General features: G+C 67.4%; 14 protein-coding genes. 1 reads left to right on the forward strand and 13 read right to left on the reverse strand.

Annotated features, from left to right (window positions below; all coding sequences use genetic code 11):
- Positions 1 to 24 precede the first annotated feature (24 nt).
- The 11 genes from nrdR to SPDO_RS09450 all read right to left on the reverse strand — a co-directional run bounded on the left by nrdR (position 25) and on the right by SPDO_RS09450 (position 12,825).
- Positions 25 to 486 (reverse strand): transcriptional regulator NrdR, encoded by a 462-nt coding sequence (gene nrdR / locus SPDO_RS09400; protein ID WP_088367225.1) that lies wholly within the window; start codon positions 484 to 486, stop codon positions 25 to 27.
- A gap of 130 nt (positions 487 to 616) precedes the next feature.
- Positions 617 to 793, reverse strand: coding sequence for a small multi-drug export protein (locus tag SPDO_RS16955; RefSeq protein WP_169716253.1), 177 nt, complete (start codon positions 791 to 793; stop codon positions 617 to 619).
- 7 nt (positions 794 to 800) lie between these two features.
- A complete protein-coding gene (gene glyA, locus SPDO_RS09410; protein ID WP_088367227.1) occupies positions 801 to 2,108 on the reverse strand; it encodes a serine hydroxymethyltransferase in 1,308 nt (435 codons plus the stop codon).
- A complete protein-coding gene (rpiB, locus tag SPDO_RS09415; protein ID WP_088367228.1) occupies positions 2,105 to 2,557 on the reverse strand; it encodes a ribose 5-phosphate isomerase B in 453 nt (150 codons plus the stop codon). The genes glyA and rpiB overlap by 4 nt, the downstream gene beginning before the upstream one ends.
- Before the next feature lie 138 nt (positions 2,558 to 2,695).
- A complete protein-coding gene (locus SPDO_RS09420; RefSeq protein WP_088367229.1) occupies positions 2,696 to 4,735 on the reverse strand; it encodes a malate synthase G in 2,040 nt (679 codons plus the stop codon).
- A gap of 227 nt (positions 4,736 to 4,962) precedes the next feature.
- Complete coding sequence (locus SPDO_RS09425; protein WP_088367479.1) at positions 4,963 to 6,465, reverse strand: acetyl-CoA acetyltransferase; 1,503 nt, start codon at positions 6,463 to 6,465, stop codon at positions 4,963 to 4,965.
- A 2-nt stretch (positions 6,466 to 6,467) separates the two neighbouring features.
- A complete protein-coding gene (locus SPDO_RS09430) occupies positions 6,468 to 7,271 on the reverse strand; it encodes a crotonase/enoyl-CoA hydratase family protein (protein WP_088367230.1) in 804 nt (267 codons plus the stop codon).
- Positions 7,272 to 7,287: 16 nt separating this feature from the next.
- On the reverse strand, positions 7,288 to 9,564 hold the full coding sequence (locus tag SPDO_RS09435) for a CaiB/BaiF CoA-transferase family protein (protein ID WP_088367231.1): 2,277 nt from the start codon (positions 9,562 to 9,564) through the stop codon (positions 7,288 to 7,290).
- Positions 9,561 to 10,976, reverse strand: a complete 1,416-nt coding sequence (locus SPDO_RS09440) for a phosphotransferase family protein (RefSeq protein WP_088367232.1) — start codon at positions 10,974 to 10,976, stop codon at positions 9,561 to 9,563. Before SPDO_RS09440 ends, SPDO_RS09435 begins: the two co-directional genes overlap by 4 nt.
- Positions 10,973 to 12,085, reverse strand: a complete 1,113-nt coding sequence (locus tag SPDO_RS09445) for an Rv3169 family protein (protein ID WP_088367233.1) — start codon at positions 12,083 to 12,085, stop codon at positions 10,973 to 10,975. Before SPDO_RS09445 ends, SPDO_RS09440 begins: the two co-directional genes overlap by 4 nt.
- A 137-nt stretch (positions 12,086 to 12,222) precedes the next feature.
- Positions 12,223 to 12,825 (reverse strand): NADPH-dependent FMN reductase, encoded by a 603-nt coding sequence (locus SPDO_RS09450; protein WP_088367234.1) that lies wholly within the window; start codon positions 12,823 to 12,825, stop codon positions 12,223 to 12,225.
- 61 nt (positions 12,826 to 12,886) lie between these two features.
- On the opposite strand from SPDO_RS09450, the gene SPDO_RS09455 reads away from it, so the two are divergent.
- On the forward strand, positions 12,887 to 15,088 hold the full coding sequence (locus SPDO_RS09455; RefSeq protein ID WP_088367235.1) for a transglycosylase domain-containing protein: 2,202 nt from the start codon (positions 12,887 to 12,889) through the stop codon (positions 15,086 to 15,088).
- Between the two features lie 275 nt (positions 15,089 to 15,363).
- Here SPDO_RS09455 and gltB read toward each other — a convergent pair whose 3' ends face one another.
- Together gltB and SPDO_RS09465 are read right to left on the reverse strand one after the other, a co-directional pair.
- Positions 15,364 to 19,878 carry a glutamate synthase large subunit gene (gene gltB, locus SPDO_RS09460; protein WP_088367236.1) on the reverse strand — a complete coding sequence of 1,505 codons (4,515 nt, stop codon included), beginning with the start codon at positions 19,876 to 19,878 and terminating at the stop codon, positions 15,364 to 15,366.
- Positions 19,878 to 21,323 carry an NAD(P)-dependent oxidoreductase gene (locus SPDO_RS09465; protein ID WP_088367237.1) on the reverse strand — a complete coding sequence of 482 codons (1,446 nt, stop codon included), beginning with the start codon at positions 21,321 to 21,323 and terminating at the stop codon, positions 19,878 to 19,880. Before SPDO_RS09465 ends, gltB begins: the two co-directional genes overlap by 1 nt.
- Positions 21,324 to 21,422: the final 99 nt, after the last annotated feature.

A 21,422-nucleotide genomic window follows, 5' to 3' on the forward strand; every position in this document is an offset into this window, starting at 1 on the left:
CGGAGACAAGCGCGCCTTGCGCGATCAGCTACGCCCAGCCTCCTCGACCGTCCCGGCGAATTCCTCGAAGTCCTTCGCCTCGCTGAAATCGCGATAGACACTGGCGAAACGGATATAGGCGACCGAATCGAGGCCCTTCAGCCCCTCCATTACCATTTCGCCGATCCGCTTCGAGGCGATCTCCGCCTCGCCGCTCGTTTCCAACTGGCGCTGAATGCCGCTCACCAGCCGCTCGATCGCGAGCCCATCCAGCGGCCGCTTGCGCGCGGCGATTCCGATCGACCGCAGCAGCTTCTCGCGCTCGAACGGCTCGCGCCGATCCTCCGACTTCACCACGGTAAGTTCGCGCAGCTGGATGCGCTCAAAGGTCGTGAAGCGCGCAGCACAGCCTTCGCATTGGCGGCGGCGGCGGATCGCAGCGCCATCGTCGGTCGGCCGGCTGTCCTTCACCTGGCTCGCATCATGGCCACAGAAGGGGCAGCGCATCGGGTTCTTCAATCCATCATGTCGGCCGCCGATCGCGACGGCCGGGCAGTCTCTGTCGGGCGTTGTGCCGCAAAGCGCAACGCCCGATCACGCCGTCACCCCGCTTTCGGGGTAATCGGCGCTCGCCTTGTCAGATCTTGTTACGCCGCGTGTAGGCGACGCCGGCACCCACCAAAGCGCCGAGCACCGGGCCGACGAACGGCACGGGGATCGCGATTACGGCACCGATCGCACCATATTTCGCCATCTTCTTGCCGAGACCCGGAGTGTTCTGGACGTTCTGCTGGACTTCGTCGATCTTGGACACGTTCACCTCACTTGTAGATGGGGAAACGAGCGCACAGCGCGCGAACTCGTTCCCGAACGGCCGCTTCAACGTCGGCATCGCCCTGCTCACCCTTCTTGGCAAGACCATCCAGCACGTCGGCGACCATGTTGCCGATCTCGCGGAATTCCGCCGTGCCAAAGCCGCGCGTGGTGCCTGCCGGGGTGCCGACGCGGATGCCGCTGGTCTTCACCGGCGGCAGCGGATCGTTGGGGATGCCGTTCTTGTTGCAGGTGATGCCCGCGCGTTCCAGCGCCTCGTCCGCATCCTTGCCGGTAACGCCCAGCGGGGTGAGATCGACCAGCGCCAGATGCGTGTCGGTGCCGCCCGATACGATCGCCGCGCCGCGCTCCTTCAGCGTCGCGGCCAGCACCTTGGCATTCTCCACCACCGCGGCGGCATAGCTCTTGAACTCCGGCCGCAGCGCCTCGCCGAACGCCACCGCCTTGGCGGCGATCACATGCATCAGCGGGCCGCCCTGCAGCCCTGGGAATACCGCCGAGTTGATCTTCTTCGCGATCGCCTCGTCGTCGGTCAGGATCATGCCGCCGCGCGGCCCACGCAGCGTCTTGTGCGTGGTGGTGGTCACGACATGCGCGTGGCCGAACGGCGTCGGATGGACGCCGCCCGCGACCAGCCCCGCGAAATGCGCCATGTCGACCATGAAATAGGCGCCGACCTTGTCCGCGATCGCGCGGAACCGGGCAAAATCGATGTGGCGCGGATAGGCCGAACCGCCGGCGATGATCAGCTTGGGCTGCGTCTCGACCGCCTGCTTCTCGACCGCGTCATAATCGATCAGGTGCGTGTCGGGCGTGACGCCATATTGCACCGCGTTGAACCACTTGCCGCTCATCGCCGCGCGCGCGCCGTGCGTCAGGTGACCGCCCGAATCGAGGCTGAGGCCCATGATGGTGTCGCCCGGCTTCACCAGCGCCAGCATCACCGCGCCGTTCGCCTGCGCACCCGAATGCGGCTGGACGTTGGCAAAGCCGCAGCCGAACAGCTGCTTGGCGCGATCGATCGCCAGGCTCTCCACCTCGTCCGACGGGTGGCAGCCCTGATAATAACGCTTGCCGGGATAACCCTCGGCATATTTGTTGGTGAAGACGGAGCCCTGCGCCTCCAGCACCGCCTTGGAGACGATATTCTCCGACGCGATCAGCTCGATCTGCGTCTGCTCACGGTCCAGCTCATGCTCTACGCCAGCGAACACCGCAGGATCGGCATCGGCAAGGGTACGGGTGAAGAAGCCATCAGGCTGAACCTCGTTCAGCGTGGTAGGGTTGGTGCTCATGCTGGCTCCTTTTCGAAAGCGGGCGCGCCGAGCTTGTCGACGCGGGGGGCGTGGCGGCCGCCGGCAAAGGCGGTCTCGAGGAAAGCGGAAACGCACGCCTTCGCCATGTCCTCACCGACAAGGCGGGCGCCCATGGCAATGGCGTTGGCGTCGTTATGCTCGCGCGCGAGCGCGGCGGACAGCGGCTCGGCAACGAGTGCGCAGCGCACCGCGGGATTGCGGTTCACCGCGATCGAAATACCGATCCCCGATCCGCACAGGGCAATGCCGCGCACGGCGTCACCGGAGGCGATCGCCTCGGCCAGCTTGTAGCCGTAATCGGGATAATCGACCCGCGCATCGGTGGCGGGGCCAAGGTCGAGAACATCATGCCCCGCCTCCCGCAGCCAGGCGACAAGCGTCGCCTTCAGCGACACGGCGGCGTGATCGGAAGCAATGGCGACTCGCATGCGGGCGGCGTGGCTCTCGGCAGCTGATGGATGCGCGGCCCTTTAGCGGGGCGGTCGAAATAATGCCACCGCCCCGTTGCGTATGCCACGCGCTGCCCAGTTACGTCCTGCGAGGGCGGAAGAGCGTGAAGCGCGAGATCAGGCCGCCTTCGCCTCCTGCCGGAACTGATGCAGCAACGGCTCGGTATAACCCGACGGCTGGCTCACCCCCTCGAACACCAGCGCGCGTGCCGCCTTGAACGCGAACCCATCGCGGCTCAGCGGCGTGTAAAGCGGATCGCCCGCATTCTGCGCATCCACCTTCTTCGCCATCCGGTCGAGCGCCGCATCGACCTCCGCTTCGGTGCACACGCCATGCAGCAGCCAGTTGGCAAGATGCTGCGAGGAGATGCGCAAGGTTGCGCGATCCTCCATCAGCCCCACGTCATGGATGTCGGGGACCTTGGAACAGCCGACGCCCTGATCGATCCAGCGCACGACATAGCCAAGGATGCCCTGGCAATTGTTGTCCAACTCCTCGCGTATTTCTTCCGGCGTCCAGTTGCGCCCGGCGGCGAACGGCACGGTCAGCAGGCGATCCAGCGCGGGCGGCGCCTCGCCCGCGATCTCCTTCTGCCGTGCGAACACGTCCACCTGATGGTAGTGCAACGCATGGAGCGTCGCGGCGGTCGGCGACGGCACCCAGGCGGTGTTCGCGCCCGATTGCGGGTGCGCGATCTTCTGCTCCAGCATGTCGGCCATCATGTCGGGCGCCGCCCACATGCCCTTGCCGATCTGCGCCTTGCCCGAAAGCCCGCACGCCAGCCCGATGCGCACGTTGCGGTCCTCATAAGCCTTGATCCAGTCGCTGCCCTTCATCTCCGCCTTGCGGATCACCGGGCCGCCGCGCATCGCGGTGTGGATCTCGTCGCCGGTGCGATCGAGGAAGCCGGTGTTGATGAAGACGATCCGGTCGCGCACCGCATGGATGCACGCGGCGAGATTGGCGGACGTGCGCCGCTCCTCGTCCATCACGCCGACCTTGATCGTGTGGCGGTCGAGCCCCAGCAGATCCTCCACCGCGTCGAACAACCGATTGGTGAACGCCGCCTCGTCCGGCCCATGCATCTTGGGCTTCACGATATAGATCGAACCGGCGCGGCTGTTCTGCAGGCTGCCGAGCCGCTTCAGGTCATGCAGCCCGATCAGCGAGGTCATGATCGCGTCGAGAATTCCCTCGGGCGCCTCGCTACCATCCGCCAGTCGGATCGCGGGCGTCGTCATCAGATGCCCGACGTTGCGCACGAACAGCAAAGACCGGCCCGGCAGCGAGAAACTGGTCCCGTTCGGCGACGTATAGGTTCGCTCCCCCGCCAGCTTGCGGGTCAGCGTCTCGCCATTTTTCTCGAACGTCTCGACCAGATCGCCGCGCATCAGGCCCAGCCAGTTGCGATACGCCGCAACCTTGTCCTCGGCATCAACGGCGGCGACCGAGTCCTCCAGGTCGACAATCGTCGTCAACGCAGCTTCGAGGATCACGTCGGCAATGCCGAGCGGGTCGGTCTTGCCGATCGGATGGTCGCGATCGACCACGATCTCGATGTGCAGCCCGTTGTGGACGAACATCACACCCTTATCGAAGCGCGCAAATCGGTGGGGGCACTCACCCCCCGTCAGCGCAGCCTCCCACCCCGGCAGCGTCTCGTCCAGGAACGCCCGCGCCCGCGCGATCACCTGCGCGCCGCGTTCCGCATCGTAGCCGCCCGGCTTCGCCGCGCCCGGCAGCGCATCCGTGCCGTAAAATGCATCGTACAGGCTGCCCCACCGCGCATTGGCGGCGTTCAGCACAAAGCGGGCGTTGAGGCTTGGCACCACCAGCTGCGGCCCGGCCATGGTGGCGATCTCAGGATCGACATTTTCGGTGCCGATGGCGAACGGCGCCGGCTCGGGCACGAGATAGCCGATCTCGCTCAGGAACGCCGCATCCACCGGCTCGCCCGCCATGTAGCGCGCGTCGATCGCCGCCTGCAGCTCCTCGCGGCGGGCGAGCAGCGCCTTGTTCTCCGGCGTGAAGCGATCGAAAATCGCCGCCGCGCCCTGCCAGAAAGCGTCAGCCGCAATGCCGGTACCGGCAAGCGCCTCCGCCTCGACAAAGGTGGCGAGGCGATCATCGACCGAAAGGCCGGCGCGGGTCTGCATGGGGGATTCCTCCTGACGTTACCAACAGCGCCTGGGGAGGGCACCGCCGCGATTAGGCGATAGCGACAACGAAGCGCAAGCCTCCGCTATCCGCCGGTACGGCCAGCCTCCCTTCCCCCGCTGGCTGGGAGAGGGACAGTCAAAGGCGACAACGCTCCGACACCGCCCCTCTCCCAACCTGGCCTACGGCTCGACCACCCTCTCCCCGCGCGCGGCAAGAGAGAGATTTACGCGCGTTTCCACACCATCAGCTCGCCCTCGGCGACCACTTCGCCGGCCGCCCCAACCGGCTCGGCCGCACCATCGCTCAAGAATGCGATCGTCGCCGCGTCACTCGCTGGCACCTGCGCCAGCGTACGCTTCCCGTCGGGCAGCTTCGCCACCACCACGCCGGCCTTGGCCGAACCATCGCGGTTGTAGAAAACGGTGTAGGTCTCGACCTCACCCGGCCCGGTGTAATCCTTCACCAGCTCCGGCACCGCGCCGCGCGCGGCATCCGCCTCCGCCTGTAGGTCGAATTCATGCGCTTCGCCAGCGCCCGGCAGCGGCTGGGTGCCGAGCACGATCGCATGGTTGTGGGTGGCAAAGCCACCATTGGCGAACAGCAGCCCCTTCTCGCCCTCGCCGCCCCGCAGGCTGTCGACCAGCTCGGCCACGGCATGCGCCATGTAATTGCCGATCGGCCCGCCACCGAAGGTCAGCCCGCCGAACACCGTCGCCGGCTTCTCGACCGGCCAGCCGATCACCCGCCGCGCCATCTTCGGCACGCAGGGGAAGCAGGAATAGAGCTCGACCAGATCGAGATCGTCCGCCGTCACTTCGTTGAACTCGAGCGTGCGCTTGAGACACACCTCCATGCTCGGCGACTTGTCGTAGCGGTCACGGGCGAGGAAATCGCCTGCCTCATGCGCACTGGCGCCGCGCCCGACATAGACGATCCGCTCCTCGGGCACCCCGCGCCGCCGCGCTTCGGCCAGGCTGGTGACGATGAAGCCCGCGCCCTGGTTGACGCTCGAATTGGCTACCATCAGCTTGGTGTACGGGAAAGCGATCGGGCGATTGTCCGCGGTGGGTTCGATCACCTCTTCAGGCGTCTTGGGCGCGTGGATCCACGCCGCCGGCGTCTGCGCCGCCACCTCGGAGAAGCGCGACCAGATTTCGCCCGATTCGCGCTGTCCCTCTTCCAGCGTCTGGCCATAGGCCGCGCGCCCGGCATTCTCGTAGAGCGGATAGACGTCGACCGGCGTCGCCAGCCCGTAGATCTGGCGATAACCGGGCTTGGTGCCCTTACTGAGGGTGCGCAGCGGGTTCTGGTCCGCAACGCTTGTCTTTGCCGCGATCGCCGCACGCTGGCTCGCGGTGCGCAGCGCCTCGCCGCCCGTTACCGCCGCGATCTTGATCTCGCCGCGCGCGATCCGGTTCGCCGCCTCGTTTAGCAGCAGGATCGGGCTGTCGCCGTTGGGGCCAACGGACTCGTAGACGAGGCCAGCCTTCGATCCGATCCCGTCCGCCACCTTCTGCGCCAGCGGATTGTCCTTGCGGAAGCTGATCTGCTGCACGACCGCGACCGAATCCACATCGGCCAGCCAGCCGCCGCCGGCATCCTTGTCGGCCTCCTCCAGCGCGGCGATCATCAGGCCGAGCGCATCCTTCCCCGCCATCGGATCGGCCGGGCGGTCGTTGACCTGCCCGACGCCGACGATGACCGCGACCTTCTCCGGATCTGCCATGCTCACTTCGCCTTCCACACCGGCGCGCGCTTCTCGGCAAACGCCTTGGGGCCTTCGCGCGAGTCCTCGCTGGTGAACACGACCTTCGTTTCCTGCCGGTTCTGCGCCCAGGCGGCTTCCTCGCGCGCCACCTTGCCGTCCGAGATGCCCTGCGCCATTCGCTTCGACGCCTGCACCGATAGCGGCGCGTTGACCGCGATGCGCTCCGCCAGCGCAAAGGCAGTGTCGAGCAGCTGTTCGCGCGGGGCGACGGCGTTGATCAGGCCCAATTCTAGCGCGCGCTTGGCATCGATCGGATCACCGGTCAGGATCATCTCCATCGCGATCTTCTTGGGCAATTGCTCAGGGAGCCGGAACACGCCGCCCGCGGCCGCAAACAGGCCGCGCTTGGGCTCGGGAAGGCCGAACTTCGCCTCGTCCACCGCCACGGCAAGGTCGCAGGCCAGCGTGATCTCCAATCCGCCGCCCAGCGCCATCCCGTTGACCGCCGCGATGACGGGCTTCGAAATCGCATGGCTCACGATCCCGGCGAAGCCCCATGCGGCCTTGGTCTTGTCGTCGGGCGCCAGGCTCTCCCCGCGCGACAGCGCCACCAGATCGGCGCCCGCGCAGAACGACTTGTCGCCAGCGCCCGTCACGATGACCACGCGGATCTCGGGGTCGTTGTCGGCCGCCTGCAAGGCATCGCCCACACCCTCATGGACGAAGCGGTTGACCGCGTTGCGCGCGTCCGGGCGGTTGATCGTGATGAGCATCACATTGCCACGCGTCTCGACGGCGACGGCCTCGTTCCCGAGCTGGGTCATTTGCTACAATCCCTTTCTAGGCAGCTTGTTCGATGATCTTATCGGCCAGCAGCGGCGCGATCGCATCGTCGCTCAACCCCAGCCAGTCGCGCAGCACCTCGGCGCTGTCTTCGCCGATGCGCGGCGCCGGTCGCTGATCGGGCACCGGCACACGCTCAAAATGCGCAATCGGCCCCTCGACCTGGAATGGTGTTGGCAGCAGCGGGTGCGTCGCCGCGCGAAACGTGCCCAGCGCCTGGTATCCAGGCGATTTCGGCAGGTCGGCGACCCGCACCATCATGCCCGCCGGCACCCCGGCGTCCTGCAACTGGGCGGCGGCATCCTGCGGCGGAAGCGTCCTTGCCCAAGCCGCCGCCGCGTCCTGTCCCGCGCCGCCCACAAGCGCCGCGACGGCCGCACGATCCGCCGCGCTGCGCAGCGTGGCGACGCACCATTCGTCGTCCCCCGCGCACGGCAGCAGCCAATCCTCCGCCGGCACACCCGCTTCCACCGCAATGCCCGCCGTATTCGCTGCGCGCCGCGCGATGTCGGCCGCCATATGCCCGAGCATCACCTCCGCCTGGCTCACGCTCGCCATGCCTCCCGCCCCTGTGCGCATGCGCCGGATCAGCAGCGCCAGCGCGCCCACCGTGCCGATCCGCGCCGCGACATGATCGGGATACACCGTAACCGTGTCGCAAAACGCATCCGGCGCATCGGGATAGACCCACTGCCGCGACAGCCCCGCCGACGCGCGTACCAGCGGGCCGTACCCCAGCCGGCGCGACCATGGTCCGGTCGGCCCGAACGCCGAACTGTCCACCGCGATCAAGCGCGGATTGGCCGCACGCAGCGTTTCGGCATCAAAGCCAAGGCTCGCCAGCGTCCCGGGCTTGAAATTGGAAAGCAGCACGTCCGCCTGCCGCACCAGATCGAGGAACAGCTGCTTGCCCCGCTCGGCACGCAGATCGATCGACAGCCCGCGCTTGTTGCGATGCCCGGCGGCAAAGGTGAGGCTGACCGGCGCATCATCGAGCGACTGGCGCTGCCCATCGGGAAAGGCGCTGTTCTCCACCTTCACCACATCGGCGCCCAGATCGGCCAACAGCCGCCCCGTCTCGCCCCCGACGACGATCACCCCCATGTCGAGCACCCGCACGCCGGCGAGCGGATAGTCCGCCGCTGGCGGGGCATCGAACGACGCCCGCGGCTCAATGAATCGCGCGTCCTCGCTAAGCGCCGGAGCCGGACCGCGCACCCCGGCACGCGCGCCGTCGATCTCGATCGTGCCATTGGGAAAGGGCAATGTGCAGCCCGGCGCGATCTCGACCGGTACAAACGCATTGCGCGCGATCATCTGCGGCGTTGCCACCGCTTCGCTTGCGTCCAGCACTGCCGCTGCGGGCACGCCGCGCCGTGCCGCTTCCTCCTCGATTTCGCCGCGCGTCTTGTCGGCGAGGAAACGCGTGATCGCCGGTAAGAGGTCGGGTGAGGTCGCCCGCGTGATCACGCGGTCCCATTCAGGCCCGGCGAACGCCTCGGGCGCTCCCATCCACGCATGCATCGCGCGCCATTGCCGCGGCGCGAGGATGCAGAAGCGCACAAAGCCATCGGCGCACGGCAGGATCGGATAACGGTGCCGCGCGTCCGTCCGGCTGTGCGGCATCTTCCACAAGGGCACGCCCGATTGCGCACTGCCCGACAGGCCGAAGCCGGGATCGAGCGCCTGCATCCCGGCCTCCAGCAGCGACACGTCGACCCTTTCGCCCTCCCCGGTCCGCAGCCGACCGATGAAGGCGCCGAGCGCCGCCACCGCAATCTGCGGCCCGGCGGTTTCCAGCGCCAGTTGCCCTGGCGGCAGCAAGGGCGGGCGCCCGGGCAGGCCTGACCGCGACAGCCCGCCGGTCAACGCATGCAGCACGGCATCACTCGCCTGCCAGTCCTTCCATGGCCCGACCGCGCCGAGATCGCTGATCGCCACATGGATCAGCGTCGGCACAGCCTCCCGTAACGCGGCACGATCAAGCCCCGGCAGCCCCGCCTCCAGCAGAATGTCCGCCTCGCGCGCCAGCGCCAGCAGCCGCGCCTGCTCGCGCGGCAGGTCGATCGCGGTCGCAGTCTTGCCGAGGTTCGCGGCGACGAACGACAGGCTGGCTCCGACCACCGTATCGCCCGCCCTCCGATCCGCTCCGCCACCGCGCGGCTCGACGCGGATCACCTCGGCGCCAAGCTCGCCCAGCAGCCGCCCGATGCTGCCGAGCACCCCCGGCACGGCATCGATCACGCGAACGCCGGAGAGCGGCAGGTCGATCATAGCGGCCAGGCGAGCTCCCGCCGTGCCGCGCTTTCGCGATAGAAGTCGAGGAACGGCGCCTCATCGCCGTCCGCCTCCGCCACCTCGTCATGCTGCGCGATCAGCGCAGTCGCCAGCGTGCCCCAGATGCCGTCGAGCGCATCGAGCATCTCGCCCTCATGCGTGATGGGCGCATCCTCGCCGAGCAGGCGGCGCATGTCGCGGATGTCGGCCATGCGCCACGCCGCCGCCTTTTCCGCTTCCTGCGCGCCGAGCAGCGCCAGCAGTGCCGCCACCGTCAGCGTCGATCCGGCAAAGGCATCCACGGCGCCCATCTTCTCGCCCGCGCCCGCTGCCGCGATGCCCGCGCCGATCAGCACCTGCGCCAGGTCGCTCGACGGCATCACCGGCACCGGATCATAATGCCGCCCGCCCAGTTGCGCGGCGATGATCGCATCCTGTCGCCGCGCGGTGTACCAGCCCGATACCGCCAGCACCGGATCCTGCCGCCCGCCGTCGACGAATTCGCGGAAAGCGGAGATCCAGATCGCGATCCCCTTTACCGATGCGAACAGCGACCACCAGCGCATTGCCGCCGGCTCCGCCGTCAGCCCGCTGGTGCGTTCCCACGCCGCGATCGCCTCGTCCCGTGGCAGCATCCCGCACGACATGCCCGGCGCGAAATGATCCCAGATCGGGTCCAGCGCCCAGCCGAGATCCTCCAGCGGATCGCCAAGATGCGCCATTTCCCAGTCGAACATCGCCAGCATCTTCCCGGCGCCGTCGTGCATCACATTGCCCGATCGGTAATCGCCGTGAACGATCGCCACGCGCTGCGCCGGCGGCGGCGGGTTGGCGCGCAGCCAGCGGATCGCCGCCTTGGCGATCGGCTGCGGCGAGAGCGCATCCTCGTCGATCACCCCCTCCCAATAATCCAGTGCGACGCGCCAGCATTGGTCGGGCGCCGGCGCCGGCGCATGCTGCGCCAGCGGCGATCCGGTGGGATCGTGCGCCGCCAGCCGGCCCAGCGCGCCGAAGAAATCCTCACCCAGCGTCTGGCAATGCGTGCCGAACGGATCGCGCGCAAAGCTGCCGGCGACCTCGCCGCCCTCGATCCGCTCCATGATGAAGAACGGCCGACCAAGCTCCGCGCCGTCGCGCTCCAGCACCACGGCATGCGGTACCGGCACGACACCGGCAGCGCTCTGATACGCGCGAAACTCGGTTTCGCTCTCCGTATCGATCAGGCCCTTCGCCGGCTCTCGCCGCAGGATCAGCCGATGCGTCTTTTCGCCATCATGCGCGTCGAAGCGATAGGTCTCACGGCTGGCCCCGCCGGGAATGCGCGCCAGCCCCTCCACCGTCACCGCCCGCTGCCACAAACGGCCGAGATACGCCTCGATCTCGGCCCCGGTGAGTGCATCCCCGCTCATGCCGCGTCCAGCATCCCCTTGAATCCCGACGGCGCGTGCGGGCCGATCACCAATTGCTCCAGCACGCCCTTGCCCCGCCGCGTCTTGCCGTCCGGCCCGGTCATGGTGACGTTGGCGATCGCCTGGATATGCAAATGATGCGGCTGCATCACGTCAAGTTCGGCCGGCACGAAGTCCTCGCGCTCCACCACCACGCCGTCGCCCTGGTGGCGCCCATGCCCCCATTTGGGATGCGTATAGCCCAGCCCCAGCATCATGAACGGCGCGCCGATGTCGAACTCGACCTTGGTCTCCGCGCCCTTTTCGTCCTTCAGCGTGACGCTCGCGCCCTGTGCATGGCGCGACCCCTGCTGCCACTGGATCTCGTACTCTGACTCGAAATGCGTCTCGTCCTCGATCCCGCCGCCCAGCGGCTTCCACGCTGCGCGCCGGTTCCAGAAGCGGCCATGCTCGTCGTCGTTGGTGTGGAAATAGAAGTCCCCGTCCTCCATCGCGGTCGGGCTCCACAGCCAGAAGAATTGCGGCATGATCGGCGGACTCGCCGGCTGCGCATCCGGCGCGCCGATCGGCCGCACGCCCCATGAGCGGTCGCGCGTGCCCAGCCAGCTGTTCACCTCGGTGCGCACGCCATCCACCTCGATCCAGCCCTGATAGGTGCCGTTCTGCGTCATGCGCGTCACATCCATCAGCACGCGCGGGCCGTTGCGGCGAGTGAAGCGCGGCTCCTCCAGCGGAAAGGCGCGCCCGGTGTAGGTCAGCTCGGCCCGCATCTTGTGCTCGGGCGCGTCGACCGTCAGCTTCACCGACTTCAACGGCTCCAGCACCTCCACGGCAATGCCGCCGACCTGCGTGTCCATCCGCTCCATGCCGAGATCGCGGCTGGCGTGCAGGTTGATCTGCTTGCCGTCCTTCAGCCAGCAGAAGCTCGCATCGATAATGTTGATATGCGGGTAGATGCCCATTGCCGCGGCGAAGAAGCCGTCCTCGTCGGCGCCGGGGGCATAGCCGTTGAAGAAGAACCGATCGTAGAAATTGCGGTCCGTGCCCGCATAGGCGACCGGCTCGGCCGTTTGGTGGATCGGATATTCGTCGCCCTTGGTCAGCACCATGCCCGCTCTCCGCATCTGTAAAGGTGCCGGTCTGTGCCGGCTTGCAGCGGGGGAGGTGGACCAGCGGCAGCAACGCTGTCAACGGCAAGATAACAGATGTTACGCCGCAATGACGCTACGGCGCGCGAGGCGTGCGCTCAGCCGCCCTTCACCAGCGGCGCAAAGCGCGCGACCTGCTGCCCGATTAGGCGCAATTGCTCGATCACCGCCGGATCGCTCGCACCGCCCTCGTCGTCGAACTTGGTGACCGCGCTGTTGATCGCCGCCGCAAAGGGCGTTGGCCAGCCGCGCAGCGCGTGAACGATCGAGCGCAGCGCCGCGATGGTCGACCCCGTCGCCTGCCAGCCATAAGCGGTGGCGATCAGGCCCACCGGCATGTCCGCGAGATACGCACGCTCCGGGTCGCGCGCGGTTTCTTCCAGCAGGTCGAGCGCGTTCTTCACTACGCCCGAAATGCTGCCGTGATAGCCGGGCGAGGCGATGATCAGCGCCGAGGCACCGCGCACCGCCGACACGAACTCGCGCTCCTCGGGCGTGCGCTCGGCCGCCTTGGGATCGTACAACGGCAGCTTCGCCATGTCCGCCCCACCGAACAGCCGGGTGCGAAAACCCTGCTCTGCCGCCGCGTCGAGCGCGATGCTCAGCGCGCGTTCGGTGGAGGACACACCGCCGATGGTGCCGCCGATCCCGACCACCAAAGGCCGCTGATCCGATTGAAGTGCTTCCGCTTCGCCGCTCATGGCTCTATTCCCTCGCACGATGCGCCTCCTTGCGGCAACTGTCTTAGTAAAGTAATACGCGATGGCTGACCGCCGGAACGACGATATGCGCCCTGATCCCTTCGACGGCGGTCGCATCCGCTACAACCATTCGCCCGGCGAGCCGCGCGGCCCCATGCCCGATTTCGACGCGTGGCAGGAAGAAGGCGGCGCGCCGCCCCCCGGTCTTGCCCCCGCACGTCGTCTGCCGCGCATTTCGATGCGCTGGATCATGCGCGGGCTCGGCGCCATCCTCATCCTCCTGGTGCTGCTGATCGCGTGGCTCGCGATCACCGCACCCCTGTCGCAGTCGCTCAAGCCGCCCACGCCGCCCTCGATCACGCTGACCGCCGCCGACGGCACGCCGATCGCGCGGCGCGGCGCGATCATCGCCGAGCCGGTCGATGCGGCCACGCTGCCGCCGCATGTGCGCGAGGCGTTTCTCGCGATTGAGGATCGCCGTTTCTATTCGCACTGGGGCATCGATCCGCGCGGCATCGCACGTGCCGCCTGGGCCAATGTCGGCTCGGGCGGGGTGCGCCAGGGCGGCAGCACGATCACGCAGCAGCTCGCTAAGAACGCCTTTCTCGATTCGGATCGCACCGCTGCGCGCAAGATCCGCGAAGTGTTCATCTCCTTCTGGCTGGAAGCATGGCTCAGCAAGGACGAGATCCTCTCGCGCTACCTGTCGAACGTCTATTTCGGCGACAACGTCTACGGCCTGCGTGCCGCGTCGAAGCATTATTTCGGCCGCGCCCCCGAAAAGATGAACATCGGCCAAGCCGCGATGCTGGCCGGCCTCGTCAAGGCGCCGTCACGGCTCGCCCCCACCAGCAATCTGAAGGGCGCACGCGAACGGCAGGCGGTGGTGGTCGGCGCGATGGTCGACGCGGGCTTCCTTACCAAGCGCGAGGCCGACGACGTCCAGCCGCAGCGCGTCCTCGCCAGCCGACCGCAGCAATTGCCCAGTGGCACCTATTTCGCCGACTGGATCCTCCCCGAGGCGCGCGATCAGGCGGGCGAGATCAAGACGGAGGCAACCGTGCGCACCACGCTCGATCGTGGGCTTCAGCGCACGGCCGAACGCGCAATCAAACAGGCCGGTTTGCGCCAAGCACAGGCCGCGCTCGTCGCCATGACGCGCGATGGCAAGGTCGTGGCGATGGTCGGCGGCCGCGATTACAAGAAGAGTGCCTTCAACCGCGCCACCCAGGCGCGCCGCCAGCCGGGCTCCACCTTCAAGCTGTTCGTCTATCTTGCCGCCCTGCGCGCCGGCATGTCGCCCGACACGATCGTCGACGATTCCCCGGTCGAGATCGCCGGGTGGAAGCCGAAGAACGACGACAATCGCTATCTTGGCGAGATCACCCTGCAACGCGCCTTTCAGCGCTCGTCTAACGTCGTCGCCGCGCGGCTGACGCAGGAAGTCGGCGTGCGCAACGTGATCCGCGCCGCGCGCGATCTCGGCATTTCCACCCCGATCGCCAACGAGGCGACGATCGGCCTCGGCACGTCGGAGGTGTCGCTGATCGAGCTGACCGCCGCCTTCGCCGGCGTGGCCGAAGGGCGCTATCCGGTGCAGCCGCATGGCTTGCCCGATACGCGCGACAAGAGCTGGTACAGCGCGCTCACCGGCGGGCAGAAGACGCTGCCCAACCGCATTCATGACGACATGCTGACCCTGCTCGCCGCCTCCGTCCGCGGCACCGGCCGCGCCGCCGCGCTGTCGGTGGATGCCTATGGCAAGACGGGCACCTCCCAATCGGGCCGCGACGCCTGGTTCGTCGGTTTTGCCGGTGACCTGGTGGTCGGCGTGTGGGTCGGCAATGACGACAACACGCCGAACCCTGGCCTCCACGGCGGCGGCATTCCGGCGCGGATCTGGCGCAATTTCATGGTCAGCGCGCTCGATCTCCAGCCCGTCACGAAGGCGCCGGTGGTCGAGGATGTCGACCCAGAGGCCGGGCTCGTCGGCGTGTTGCAGGATCAGGTCGCACCGATCGCGGGCGAACTAAATGATCTCGGCATGGATCTCCAGATCGGCCCGGACGGCTCGGTCAGCATCAGCCGCCCGCGCGACGAAGAGCCGCTAGGCCGCCGCGAGGAAGAACCCGTGCTCGGCGCCGAGCCGCAATACCTCCCCTCCGCCGCCAACCCGCCCGATCGCCGCGGCCCACCGCCCGGTCGCGGGCGAGGTCGTGGCAACGGGAATGGTAACGGTAACGGCCGCGGCAGGAACGATTAACGCCCCCGGCGCACCTACGTCATGCCGGGCTCGTCCCGGCATCCACCGTCCCGCAAACTCCCCTACGTGGGGTCGCGGCTAACTGGACGCCAACGACCAACCCGGCATGACGTAGCGCTAGCAAGCGTTTACGCCATGCACGTCGCGACTGCCTAAAATGATCGTCATCCCGGCCTTGGGCTGGGATCCAGGGCTCTGCGAAAGCTGCGCGCAGCCGCGGACCCGGAACACCGCCTGCCACGCGCAGCCTGCCATCACAGCAGATAGGCCGTCGCCTATTCCGCCGCCTCCATCGCCGGCGCATCGTCCAGCGGATGCACTAGCCGGCTCAGCATCTCGCGTGGCACGACCTGCCAGAAGCGCGGTGCGGCGCGATCCCAATCCTCCAGAATGCCGCGGCCCCACTTGGAGTCCGTCGCCTCGACATGCCGCTCGATCAGGTCGCGCAGCACGCCCGACCAATGCGCCGAGGCCAGCCGCTGCCAGGTGATGTTCTCCGGGTTGGCGCGCCGGGCAAAATTGTCCTCGCAATCGTAGATGAAGGCCATGCCGCCGGTCATGCCGGCGCCGAAATTCTGCCCGACCGCGCCCAGCACCACCGCCGTGCCGCCGGTCATATATTCGCACCCGTTCGCGCCGCAGCCCTCGACCACTACCGTGGCGCCCGAATTGCGCACCGCGAACCGCTCGCCCGCCTGCCCTGCGGCGAACAGTGCGCCGGAGGTGGCGCCGTACAGCACGGTGTTGCCGACGATCGTATTCTCCTGGCTGCGCAGCGGCGACGACACCGCCGGCCGCACCACGATCATCCCGCCCGACAGGCCCTTACCGACATAATCGTTGGCGTCGCCGAACACCTCCAGCGTGATCCCCTTGCACAGGAACGCGCCCAGGCTCTGCCCGGCCGAGCCGCGCAGCCGGATGGTGACGTGATGGTCGTTGAGTGCGCTCATCCCGAACGTGCGGGTGATCTCGCTCGACAGCCGCGTGCCGACCGCGCGGTGCGTGTTGCGCACCGAATAGGTCAGCTGCATCTTCTCGCGCCGCGAGAATACCGCCGCGGCATCCTTGATGATCTGCGCGTCCAGGCTGTCGGGCACTTCGTTGCGGAAGGTGTTGAGGCTGAACCGCCGCTCCGCGTCGGTCGCATCGACCTTGGCGAGGATCGGGTTGAGATCCAGATCGTCGAGATGCTCCGCACCGCGGCTCACCTGACGCAGCAGCTCGGTTCGTCCGATCACTTCGTCGAGGCTGCGCACGCCGAGCCGTGCCAGAATGTCGCGCACTTCCTCGGCGATGAAGGTCATCAGGTTGATGACCTTTTCGGGCGTGCCGACGAACTTCTCGCGCAGCCGCGGATCCTGCGTGCAGACGCCGACCGGGCAGGTATTCGAATGGCACTGGCGCACCATGATGCAGCCCATCGCGACGAGGCTCAGCGTCCCGATGCCGAATTCCTCCGCTCCCAGGATCGCGGCGATCACGATATCCCGCCCGACGCGCAGACCCCCGTCGGTGCGCAGCTTGATGCGCCCGCGCAGGCCGTTCAGCGTCAGCACCTGATTGACTTCGGACAGGCCCATTTCCCACGGGGTGCCGGCATATTTGATGCTGGTCTGCGGCGACGCACCCGTGCCGCCGACATTGCCGGAAACCAGGATCACATCGGCGTGCGCCTTGGCGACACCCGCCGCCACCGTGCCGATCCCGGCCGAGGACACCAGCTTCACGCACACCCGCGCGCGAGGATTGATCTGCTTCAGATCGTAGATCAGCTGCGCCAGATCCTCGATCGAATAGATGTCGTGGTGCGGCGGCGGCGAGATCAGCGTGACGCCCGGCGTCGCGTGGCGCAGCTTGGCGATGAACTCGGTCACCTTGAAGCCGGGCAGCTGCCCGCCCTCACCGGGCTTGGCGCCCTGCGCGACCTTGATCTCGATTTCCTCGCAGGCGTTGAGATATTCCGCCGTCACGCCGAAGCGCCCCGACGCGATCTGCTTGATCACCGAATTGGCGTTGTCGCCGTTCTCGTACGGCTGATACCGGCTCTTGTCCTCGCCGCCCTCGCCAGACACCGCCTTAGCGCCGATGCGGTTCATCGCGATCGCCAGCGTCTCGTGTGCCTCGGGGGACAGCGCGCCCAGGCTCATCCCCGGCGTCACGAAGCGCTTGCGAATCTCGGTGATCGGCTCGACCTGATCGACCGGCACGCCCTCGGCCGGAAAGTTGAACTGCAACAGGTCGCGCAGATAGATCGGCGGCAGATCGCCCACCCCCCGCGAAAATTGCAGATAGGTCGAATAGCTGTCGGTGCTGACCGACGTCTGCAACAGGTGCATCAACTGCGCCGAAAACGCATGCGCCTCGCCGGTGTGCCGCTGGCGATAGAAGCCGCCGATCGGCAGATTCACCACCGCCTCGTCGAACGCCGCGTCGTGCCGCTCCTTGGCGTTGATGTGGAGCGAGGCATAGCCTTCGCCCGAAATCTTCGCCGGCATGCCCGGAAAGAAATCGTTCACCAGCGCGCGGGAAAGCCCCACCGCCTCGAAATTGTACCCGCCGCGATAGGAGGAGATCACCGCGATCCCCATCTTCGACAGGATCTTGAGCAACCCCTCCTCGATCGCCTTGCGATGCCGCTTCAGGCATTCCTCAAGCGGCACGTCGCCGAACAGCCCGCGCGCCTGGCGATCCGCGATCGCCGCCTCCGCAAGATACGCGTTCACCGTCGTCGCGCCGACGCCGATCAGCACCGCGTAATAATGCGTGTCGAGGCACTCCGCCGTGCGCACGTTGATCGACGCATAGGAGCGCAGCCCCCGCCGCACGAGGTGCGTGTGCACCGCCGCCGCCGCCAGCACGCCGGGGATCGCGATCCGCTCCGGCCCGACATATTCGTCGGTCAGGAAGATCTCGCTCTTGCCCTGCCGCACCGCCTGTTCGGCCTCGTTGCGGATGCGCTGGATCGCCGCGCGCAGCTTGTCCGCGCCGCCGTTCGCCTCGAACGTGGCGTCGATCTCCGCCGCCGCACTCGCGAAATAGGTCTTCAGCCGCGCCCAGTCAGTGGAGGTCAGCACCGGCGAATCGAGCACCAGCACGCGCTCGCGCCGATCCTCGGTGTCGAGGATGTTGGCGAGATTGCCGAACCGGGTCTTGAGGCTCATCACGTAGCGCTCGCGCAGCGGGTCGATCGGCGGGTTCGTCACCTGGCTGAAATTCTGCCGGAAGAACTGGCTGATCAGCCGCGGCTTGTCGGAAATGACCGCGAGCGGCGTATCGTCGCCCATCGATCCGATCGCTTCCTTGGCGGTCTCCACCATCGGCGCGAGAATCAGCTCCATATCCTCCAGCGTCTGCCCCGCCGCCACCTGCCGCCGCGCCAGCTCGGCGCGGTCGTAATGCGGCACACTCGTTGCGGGCGCCGGCGGCAGATCGTCGATCGTGGCGAAATTGCCGATCATCCCGGCGTAATCCGCCTCGCCGGCGATCCGGTCCTTGATCGCGCGATCGTCGTACACCTTGCCCTCGGCCAGATCGACCGCGATCATCTGCCCCGGCCCCAGCCGCCCCTTGGCGACCACGGTCGACTCCGGCACCACCACCATGCCGCTTTCCGATCCCACGATCAGCAGCCCGTCCGCCGTCTGGGTGTAGCGCAGCGGGCGTAGCGCGTTGCGGTCCATGCCCGCCACGGCCCAGCGCCCGTCGGTCATCGCCAGCGCCGCCGGGCCGTCCCACGGCTCCATGACGGAGGCGAGATATTGATACATCGCGGCATGCGCCGGCGGCATGTCGTCCACCACGTCGCTCTGCCACGCTTCTGGCACCAACATCAGCTTTGCCGTCGGCGCGTCGCGGCCCGAGCGGCAGATCGCCTCAAACGTCGCATCCAGCGCCGCGGTGTCCGACGCGCCGGCCGGGATCACCGGCTTGATATCCTCCGAATGCTCGCCGAACGCGATCGACGCCATGCGGATCTCGTGGCTGAGCATCCAATTCTTGTTGCCGCGGATCGTGTTGATCTCGCCATTGTGCGCCAGGCACCGGAACGGCTGCGCCAGCCACCATTGCGGAAAGGTGTTCGTCGAATAGCGCTGGTGGAAAATGGCGACCCGACTCTCGAAACGCTTGTCGGTCAGGTCCGGATAGAACACCGACAGGCTCTCGGCCAGGAACAGCCCCTTGTAGATGATCGAGCGGCACGACAGCGAACAGACGTAGAAACCCTGGATCTGCGCCGCGATCACGCGCTTCTCGATCCGCCGGCGGACGAGATACAGCGTCTTCTCGAATTCCGCGGCGTCCACTTCATCGGGCATCGGCCCGGCGATCATGATCTGCTCGATCTCGGGGCGCGTCGCCTGCGCCTTCATCCCGATCACGCTGACGTCGACGGGCACCTGTCGCCAGCCGTAGATGGTATAGCCCGCCTCGATGATCGCACTCTCTACGATGGTGCGGCACGTCTCCTGCGCAGCAAGATCGGTGCGCGGCAGGAAGACCATGCCCACCGCCAGCCGGTTCGGCCGCACCTTGTGTCCGCTCATCGCGATCGCATCGTCGAAGAAGCGCAGCGGCAGGTCGACATGCAGCCCCGCGCCGTCGCCCGTCTTGCCATCGGCATCCACCGCGCCGCGATGCCACACCGCCTTCAGCGCATCGATCGCCGATTGCACCACGCGGCGCGACGGCTTGCCATCGGTTGCCGCGACCAGGCCGACCCCGCAGGCGTCACCCTCGAACTCGGGCCGGTACATGCCATGAGTGGCGAGATAATCGCGTTGATCCATCACGCGGCCTCCTTCGCGGGCTGCGCCGCGATCTTGCTCTTGAGATACTTGTGCATCGACGATGCCACGTCGCGCCCGTCGCGGATCGCCCAGACCACCAGGCTCGCCCCGCGCACGATGTCGCCAGCGGCGAACACGCCGTCCAGGCTCGTCATCAGCGTCTTGTTGTCGACCAGCACCGTGCCCCAGCGCGTCACGCCCAATTCGGGCGCGTCCCACAGGTGCGGCAGCTCCTCCGCGTCGAAGCCCAACGCCTTGATCACCATGTCGGCCGGCATGTCGACCGGCCCGCCCGGGTCGACCTCGGGCGCGCGCCGCCCGCTCGCATCGGGTGCGCCCAGCCGCATGCGGTTCGCCCGCACCGTCTCCACCCGCTCGCCGACAAAGGAATGCGGCGCGGACAGCCAGACGAACTCCGCGCCCTCTTCCTCGGCATTGGCCACTTCGCGCTGCGACCCCGGCATGTTGGCACGGTCGCGGCGATACAGACAGCGCACGCTCTTGGCGCCCTGGCGGATCGCGGTGCGCACGCAATCCATCGCGGTGTCGCCGCCGCCGATCACCACCACGTTCTTGCCCTCGGCATCCAGGCTGCCGTCGTCGAACGCCGGCACCGCATCGCCGAAGCTCTTGCGGTTGGACGCGGTGAGGTAATCCAGCGCCGCGATGACGCCGCCCGCCTCGTTGCCCGGCACATCGATCTCGCGCGCCTTGTACACGCCGGTCGCGATCAGGATCGCATCATGCCGCGCACGCAGCTCGCCGAACTTGGCGTCCTCTCCAACGGCGAAGCCTTCGTGGAAGACGATCCCCGCCGCCTTCAGCCGCTCCACCCGGCGCATGACGACAGGTTTCTCCAGCTTGAAGCCCGGGATGCCGTAGGTCAGCAGCCCGCCGGCGCGGTCGTGCCGGTCATAGACATGCACCTCATAGCCATAGCCACGCAGATATTCCGCCGCGCTCAGGCCCGCCGGCCCGGCGCCGATCACGCCCACCGATTGCCCGCGCGCGGGGCCCGGCACCAGCGGCTCGACCCAGCCTTCTTCCCAGGCGGTGTCGGTGATGAACTTCTCCACCGATCCGATCGTCACCGCGCCGTGACCTGAAAACTCGATCACGCAATTGCCTTCGCACAGCCGATCCTGCGGGCAGATGCGGCCGCAGATCTCGGGCATGGTCGAGGTGCTGTTCGACAGTTCGTACGCCTCGCGAAGGCGCCCTTCCGCGGTCAGCCGCAGCCAGTCGGGGATGTGATTGTGCAGCGGGCAATGCACCGTGCAATAGGGGACGCCGCATTGCGAACAGCGCCCGGCCTGCTCCTCCGCGTTCGGCACCGCATAGCGATCGGCGATCTCGCGAAAGTCCTCCGCCCGCAGCTCGGCCGCCCGCTTGTCCGGATAGGACTGCGGGGTCGCGACGAATCGAAGCATGGTATCAGCAGCCATAAGCCCTCCGCCGATGTGGGTCTCACATCGCCAGAATGGCATCAAGTCAGCATTGCTGACCTATTTTGCGCTTTGACCCACCGTTTACGCGGTTGGCCG

It is taken from the genome of Sphingomonas dokdonensis (genome assembly GCF_002197685.1).
In the GTDB taxonomy this organism is placed as follows: domain Bacteria; phylum Pseudomonadota; class Alphaproteobacteria; order Sphingomonadales; family Sphingomonadaceae; genus Sphingomonas; species Sphingomonas dokdonensis.

Bases quoted from the DNA above. Each gene is read 5' to 3' on its own strand.
- nrdR (WP_088367225.1), bottom strand. From the start codon at position 486: ATGCGCTGCCCCTTCTGTGGCCATGATGCGAGCCAGGTGAAGGACAGC.
- glyA (WP_088367227.1), bottom strand. From the start codon at position 2,108: ATGAGCACCAACCCTACCACGCTGAACGAGGTTCAGCCTGATGGCTTC.
- rpiB (WP_088367228.1), bottom strand. From the start codon at position 2,557: ATGCGAGTCGCCATTGCTTCCGATCACGCCGCCGTGTCGCTGAAGGCG.
- SPDO_RS09420 (WP_088367229.1), bottom strand. From the start codon at position 4,735: ATGCAGACCCGCGCCGGCCTTTCGGTCGATGATCGCCTCGCCACCTTT.
- SPDO_RS09425 (WP_088367479.1), bottom strand. From the start codon at position 6,465: ATGGCAGATCCGGAGAAGGTCGCGGTCATCGTCGGCGTCGGGCAGGTC.
- SPDO_RS09430 (WP_088367230.1), bottom strand. From the start codon at position 7,271: ATGACCCAGCTCGGGAACGAGGCCGTCGCCGTCGAGACGCGTGGCAAT.
- SPDO_RS09435 (WP_088367231.1), bottom strand. From the start codon at position 9,564: ATGATCGACCTGCCGCTCTCCGGCGTTCGCGTGATCGATGCCGTGCCG.
- SPDO_RS09440 (WP_088367232.1), bottom strand. From the start codon at position 10,976: ATGAGCGGGGATGCACTCACCGGGGCCGAGATCGAGGCGTATCTCGGC.
- SPDO_RS09445 (WP_088367233.1), bottom strand. From the start codon at position 12,085: ATGGTGCTGACCAAGGGCGACGAATATCCGATCCACCAAACGGCCGAG.
- SPDO_RS09450 (WP_088367234.1), bottom strand. From the start codon at position 12,825: ATGAGCGGCGAAGCGGAAGCACTTCAATCGGATCAGCGGCCTTTGGTG.
- SPDO_RS09455 (WP_088367235.1), top strand. From the start codon at position 12,887: ATGGCTGACCGCCGGAACGACGATATGCGCCCTGATCCCTTCGACGGC.
- gltB (WP_088367236.1), bottom strand. From the start codon at position 19,878: ATGGATCAACGCGATTATCTCGCCACTCATGGCATGTACCGGCCCGAG.
- SPDO_RS09465 (WP_088367237.1), bottom strand. From the start codon at position 21,323: ATGGCTGCTGATACCATGCTTCGATTCGTCGCGACCCCGCAGTCCTAT.